Source organism: Yoonia sp. (assembly GCF_046498525.1).
Lineage (GTDB): Bacteria > Pseudomonadota > Alphaproteobacteria > Rhodobacterales > Rhodobacteraceae > Yoonia.
The window spans coordinates 1-6368 of record NZ_JAWOAN010000069.1; the positions used below are offsets into that span (position 1 = coordinate 1).

Below are 6368 nucleotides of genomic sequence, written 5' to 3' on the forward strand. Positions count from 1 at the left end.
GCGACACGCATTCTCAAGCTGGAGCCTTATCTGGATCGCAAACCATCAGCCCTTTCCGGCGGCCAGCGCCAGCGGGTGTCGATTGGCCGTGCGATTGTGCGGGGGCCGGAGGTGTTTTTGTTCGACGAACCGCTTTCGAACCTCGATGCCGAACTGCGCGTCGAAATGCGCGTCGAAATCGCGCGCCTGCATAAGGAAATCGGCGCAACGATGATTTACGTCACTCACGATCAGGTCGAGGCGATGACACTGGCGGACAAGATCGTCGTTCTGCGCCTTGGCGTGATCGAACAGGTTGGTGCCCCGATGGACTTGTATCGTGATCCGGACAACAAGTTTGTCGCCGGCTTTATCGGCTCACCTGCGATGAACTTTGTGCATGGCACCGTAAAGAGCGGGGCTGTAGAGGCCCCGGGCTTGGGCGCGCGCTATGAAAATTTGATCAGCACAGCATACGAAGGCAAAGCCGTCAGCGTTGGCGCACGGCCCGAACACATCGTGATTGATCCAGATGGTGACACACATTCGGTCGAATTGATCGAAAGCCTTGGTGGTGTATCCTTCGCCTATCTGACCAGCGACACCGGTGAACGGATTGTCGTGGAAGAACGCGGTGACGAACGGACACCGGCGGATGCGAGAGTGGGGATCAGCATTGATCCTGGCCGTATTTTTCTGTTCGATGCCAAGACCGAGCAGCGCATCCGGACTTGAGTTTGGCGGGGGAGGGGCTTTGCCCCCGGCCCTGACGGGCCTCCCCCAGGATATTTTTAGGCCAATAATAACGGCAACGGGATCAGCGTTTGCCGTAATAAAGCCCTACCACATGTTCGGCCTGTGCGAAGAAAAGCCAGCGTAAGGTGAGTACGCCGGCAACGTGGCTGAGAACAGCCAGTGCGGCGAGGGTGTGGTTGAAAGGCAAAAGCAGCAAGACCACCGGCAGCACGAACGCCAGACCAATTGTTATGATCCGCAACTGCTGCGCATGTTTACGCCCTACCTGATGGATGAATTCATGCATCAGATAGTTTGTGCCGGTATGTGGCGGCTCGAACGCGCGTACTTTGCCGATGTGGCCAAGGCCGGTCGCCGTTTCCATATTGGTGCCGGAGGCCTTGAACCGCCCGTCACCGGAGGCCCATGCGAAAATTTGCAGGATGCCCCCCGCAATCAAAAGTATAGTGGCGTTCCTGATCTGCCCTGACAGCAGCGCCCCGCCTGCAAGCGACAACAACAGATACATCGCAGGTGTCGTCCAATGCTGCCAGCGCGGCACAGTCGCCATCTGCGTGTAGATCATGGATGTTGTGAAAACGACCCCGAGCGACGCTATGCCGCCGACGATGCCGACCAACGCCAGACGTGTTTCTGCAAAAACCAGCCCGGCCCCGTATATTGCCATGACGATCAGAGCGAAAACGGCGCAGATCCCTTCACGGCTGAGCCAGCTGGTTTTCCACTGGCTGAACGCCTTGATGGCCCGTTCCGGGTGGCCAAGGTGGAATGTGGACGCGATCAGGCCGCCCACCGCGAGAAGATAGGCGATCGTGAACCAGATAAAGGCGCTCAGGCCTGTAGGGACCAGCGCGCCAAAGCCCAACCAGAACAGCAGGCCGAAGCCAAGGCCCGAGAAGGTGTTGAAAATGATAACGGACGTTGCGGGATGCATTATTTGGCTCCTCCGGGCAGTGATGAGAGGGCTTTGTCGAGCCATCCGACAAAGCCTTTGCCGTCGCTGGCGATCGGTTCAAGATAGGGGGAGAGCACATCGAATTCGGGCATTTCGTCCTTGGGACGCGGCGGCAGGTACTTGTTGACCGGCTTGGTGCCTTGTTCGGGCATAAGATCGAACCCGCCACGTTCCGCCACAAGCTTGGAGACATCGCTGTCGACATCGCCCAGATCACCAAAGTGCCGCGCACCGGCAGGGCAGGTCCGCACGCAGGCGGGTTCGCGGTCTTCTTCGGGCAGATTTTCGTTATAGATACGGTCTACGCAAAGGGTGCATTTTTTCATCACACCTTCCTTGGCGTCAAGTTCCCGTGCACCATAAGGGCAGGCCCAGGCACACAACCCGCAACCGATGCAGTCGCTTTCGTTTACCAGAACGATGCCGTCTTCGGCGCGTTTATAGCTTGCACCCGTCGGGCAGACGGTGACGCAAGGCGCGTCTTCGCAGTGCAAGCAGGATTTGGGAAAGTGGATCAGTTGCGCTTCGCCCTGTTCGGGTTGCACCTCGTAGGAATGCACCCGGTTCAGGAAGGTCCCCGAAGGCTCCGCACCATAGGCGTGCTGGTCAGACAGTGGCGCGCCATAATTTTCGGTGTTCCAGCCTTTGCAGGACACCACGCAGGCGTGACAGCCGACACAGGTATCAAGGTCGATGACAAGGCCGAGCTTTTTGGCTGAGGGTGGGGGAAGTTGGGTCATAGCATCATTCCTCTGGCAAGTTTCGGCGTCTCCGGCAGGAGTGTTTCGGCCAAGATGAAGGGGTGGGTTTGCACATTGGCCTGACGGTTGTCCCATGTGGCGATGAACCAGATGAAACTGCCGAGGGTCAGTGCAACGAAGGTTGCTATAAGCAACAAAACTTGCCGGTTTGTCATTTTCCCACCTTCCATGCGATTTCGTCAGGCCCCTTGGGTACTGGCGATTTGATGGGTGGCATGACCGGTTGTGCCTCGTTCGGCACGTCGGATTTTTCGATCTTCACGCGTAGGTCGAACCATGCCGCCTGTCCTGTGATCGGGTCGGAGTTCGCCCAGCGCAGACCGTCACCTTTGGGTGGCAGTAACTCATGGATCAGGTGGTTGAGCAGGAAGCCCTTGGTGGCCTCTGGTGCTTTCTCGTCCAAAGCCCATGCCCCCTTGCGTTTGCCGATGGCGTTCCATGTCCAGACCGTATTGGCATTGAGCGATGCCTGATGCGCCACCGGAACCACGATTTCGCCGTGGACCGAGGACACCTTGGCCCAGTCGCCCTCCTTGAAGCCGTTTGCTTCCCAGATCTTGGTCGGCACATAAAGCGGATTATGCCCGTGGATTTGCCGCAGCCATGCGTTTTGCGTGCCCCACGAGTGGTACATCGCCATGGGCCGTTGGGTCAGTGCGTGGACGGGGTATTCGTCCAGATCGACCTGGTCGTCTTCCAACGGGCCGTACCAGATCGGCAGCGGGTCCATCGTCAGTTTCAGCCGTTCGCGCAGGTGTTCGGGCGGTTGCCGCTCTCCGATGCCTTCGGCGGCAGCCTGAAACTTGCGCAGGGGTTCAACATAAAGCTGGAAAATGTAGGGTTGAACCGCATCGTAGAAGCCCATCTTCACCGCCCAGTCCTGATAGTCCATGCTGAACGGTTTGTAGTAGGCAGCGTTTTCGGGCACATGTTCAATCCAGAATCCGCCGTTTTCGATATAGCGGTCAAGCTGGTTGGGGTTTGACTCTCCGCGCCCATGTTCATCGCCATTGCCACGGAAGCCGGCCAGCGGGCCGATGCCCGGGCGGCGGATGTGGTTGGTGATGTAATCGGCATAGTCCTGATATTTCTGGCTTCCGTCCTCGTTCACGAAGCCCGGCAGGCCAAGCCGCGCACCGAGGTCGCAAAGCACGGACTGGAAGCCGCGCACATCACGGTCGGGTTCCACTACGGGCCAGCGGATCGCGTCGGCCACGCCGTCGGCTTCGCAGATCGGACGGTCCAGCAGCGAGATGCAGTCATGCCGTTCCAGATAGGTGGTATCGGGCAGGATCAGGTCAGCGTAGGCCACCATCTCGGACGAATAGGCATCGGAGTAGATGATCTTGGGGATCACGTAATCGCCGTTCTCGTCCTTGTCGGTCAGCATATTATGTACGCCACCTACGTTCATGGAAGAGTTCCATGACATATTCGCCATATACATGAACAGCGTGTCGATCTTGTAAGGTACGCCTGCATGGGCGTTCGAAATCACCATATGCATCAAGCCGTGTGCCGACATCGGGTTTTCCCAAGAAAAGGCTTTGTCGATGCGGGTGGGGTTGCCTTCGGCATCAAGCAACAAATCCTCCGGCCCCTGCGTGTACCCAAGGTGCGGGCCATCAAGGGCCGCACCCGGTGTGACTTTGCCATGCGGCTTGGGGTGGGCCGTCGCGGGCTTGGGGTAGGGCGGTTTGAACCGCATGCCGCCCGGCACTTCGACAGAGCCGAGCAGGATTTGCAGTACATGCAGCGCGCGGCAGGTCTGAAAGCCGTTGGAGTGTGCCGATATCCCGCGCATGGCGTGGAAGGACACAGGGCGTCCGACCATCTTGTCGTGCTTTATACCACGGAAGTCGGTCCATGGGCGGTCAAGCTCGATCGCTTCGTCAAATGCGACGCGTGCCAGATCTGCCGCAATCGCTCGGATGCGCTTGGCAGAAATGCCGCAACGCTCTGACACGGCTTCCGGCGCGTAGTCCTCCGAGAGATAACGGTCGGCCATCTGGTGAAAGACAGGGCGGTGCGTGACACCTTTGGCGCGGTAGGTGCCGGACAGATCAGGCTCTACGCCTTTGCCGTTCCATGGGGCAAGCTGACCGGTGCGCCGGTCGATGACCTGCGGTTGTCCGTCATCGTCGCGCAGGAACAGCCCGAATTGCTCGGAATTGGGGTCTTCGTTCACCAGCACAGAGGCATTGGTAAAGCGCGCCAGATAATCCAGATCGACTTTGCCCGCTTTCATCAGGCAATGGACCATGGCGAGGATGAACAGCCCATCGGTGCCGGGAGTGATCCCGACCCAATCGTCGGCGACGGCGTTATAGCCGGTACGAATAGGGTTCACCCCGATCATCCGCGCGCCGCGTGCCTTGATCTTGCCGATCCCCATCTTGATCGGGTTGCTGTCGTGGTCTTCCGCGACGCCAAACAGCATGAAAAGTTTTGTGTGGTCCCAATCGGGCTGGCCGAATTCCCAGAACGCGCCGCCCATCGTATAGATGCCGGCGGCAGCCATATTGACCGAGCAGAACCCGCCATGTGCGGCGTAATTTGGGGTGCCGAACCCTTGCGCCCAGAAACTGGTGAACGACTGCGACTGGTCGCGGCCGGTGAAGAAGGCAAGCTTTTCAGGGTGCTTTTCGCGCACCGGTGCCAGCCATTCCGTCGCCAGCGTCAGCGCCTCTTCCCAACTTATTTCCTCGAATTCGCCCGATCCGCGTTCACCGACGCGCTTCAGGGGTGCCCGCAGGCGCGATGGCGCGTTGTGCTGCATGATGCCGGCAGAACCTTTGGCGCAAAGCACCCCCTTGTTCACGGGGTGGTCGCGGTTGCCTTCGATATAGGCGACCTTGCCTTCCTTCATATGTACATTGATCCCGCAACGGCAGGCACACATGTAGCAGGTCGTCTTGCGGACTTCGTCCGAAACCTTTGGCGATGTATCAAGTTGGGGTTGATCAAGTGACATCTGTGGACCTTTCAAGCGAATTGTGTGCGAAGAAGTGCGGTGCCGGCCAAGGCGCAAAGCAATGACAGGCAGAGTGGACGATAATATGCGGCGAAACGGGGTATGAATAGCCATTGCCCGATCATCACGCCGATTGTGGTCGGGATTGCGAGGCTCAAGCCGCGTGCGGCGGCGGTGCTGTCCATCACGCCGAACCAAAGCAAGGCGATCACCGTGGTCAGGGAACTGACGAACAGGAACAGGACAAGCGCCGCACGCATTTTGGCGGCTGGCGCATCTTGGGACAGTACGTAGATTGCGATCACCATGCCACCTACGCTTGCCAAGCCTGTGGCGACTCCTGCTGCAAAGCCCGATCCCCATAGACCGGCCCTGGTCGCGAGAAATGCCAGACGGATCTTGGCCAGTTGCGTAATGGCCAACACGATGATCAATGTCAGCACGATCAATTGACTGGCTTCGACAGAAATGGATGTCGTCAACAGCAGGCCGAACGGCACACCCAGCGTCGACCCGATGACCAAGCCTGCGACGACACCGCGGTCGGCCACTTGCCAGCCGCCCCTTGCCATCAGGACCGATGCGGTCATTTCCAGCCACCAGCAGATCGGGATCAGTTGCACAGGCGGCAGGATGATGACGGCGCTGGCCATCACGATGGCCGAGAGTGCAAAGCCCGAGAACCCCCGCACGATTCCAGCGACAACGACGATCACTGTCAGGATCAGGAATTCATTTCCGGTCAGATTGGTGGCAGTCAGCAGGGTTTCGAACATTCAGCGGCCTTCCGCGATCAGGGCAAAGGCATCCCGGGCAATTTGTTTTTCTTCGTCTGCCGCCATGACATGCACCGGCACATCGCCAAAAAATGATAGCAATTCCATGATCCGTTCGCGTATCGGCGCTGCATTCTCTCCAATCCCGCCGGTGAAGGCGACGGCAT

At 58.7% G+C, this 6368-nt stretch carries 6 protein-coding genes and 1 pseudogene; 1 reads left to right on the forward strand and 6 read right to left on the reverse strand.

The window, feature by feature from the left end; all coding sequences use genetic code 11:
* A partial coding sequence (locus R6T97_RS04415; RefSeq protein ID WP_410348091.1) for an ABC transporter ATP-binding protein occupies positions 1-714 on the forward strand: 714 nt, incomplete at its 5' end.
* Positions 715-796: 82 nt separating this feature from the next.
* Here R6T97_RS04415 and R6T97_RS04420 read toward each other — a convergent pair.
* From R6T97_RS04420 to R6T97_RS04445, 6 genes and pseudogenes are all read right to left on the reverse strand, one after another.
* On the reverse strand, positions 797-1669 hold the full coding sequence (locus tag R6T97_RS04420) for a dimethyl sulfoxide reductase anchor subunit family protein (protein ID WP_410348092.1): 873 nt from the start codon (positions 1667-1669) through the stop codon (positions 797-799).
* Positions 1669-2430: a 4Fe-4S dicluster domain-containing protein gene (locus R6T97_RS04425; protein ID WP_410348093.1), complete on the reverse strand. Its 762-nt coding sequence runs from the start codon at positions 2428-2430 to the stop codon at positions 1669-1671. Before R6T97_RS04425 ends, R6T97_RS04420 begins: the two co-directional genes overlap by 1 nt.
* Positions 2427-2606: a hypothetical protein gene (locus R6T97_RS04430; protein WP_410348094.1), complete on the reverse strand. Its 180-nt coding sequence runs from the start codon at positions 2604-2606 to the stop codon at positions 2427-2429. The genes R6T97_RS04425 and R6T97_RS04430 overlap by 4 nt, the downstream gene beginning before the upstream one ends.
* Positions 2603-5425, reverse strand: a complete 2823-nt coding sequence (locus tag R6T97_RS04435) for a molybdopterin oxidoreductase family protein (protein ID WP_410348095.1) — start codon at positions 5423-5425, stop codon at positions 2603-2605. The genes R6T97_RS04430 and R6T97_RS04435 overlap by 4 nt, the downstream gene beginning before the upstream one ends.
* A gap of 11 nt (positions 5426-5436) precedes the next feature.
* Complete coding sequence (locus R6T97_RS04440; RefSeq protein ID WP_410348096.1) at positions 5437-6201, reverse strand: sulfite exporter TauE/SafE family protein; 765 nt, start codon at positions 6199-6201, stop codon at positions 5437-5439.
* Positions 6202-6368 (reverse strand): annotated as a pseudogene (locus R6T97_RS04445) (acetate kinase); the annotation flags it as partial.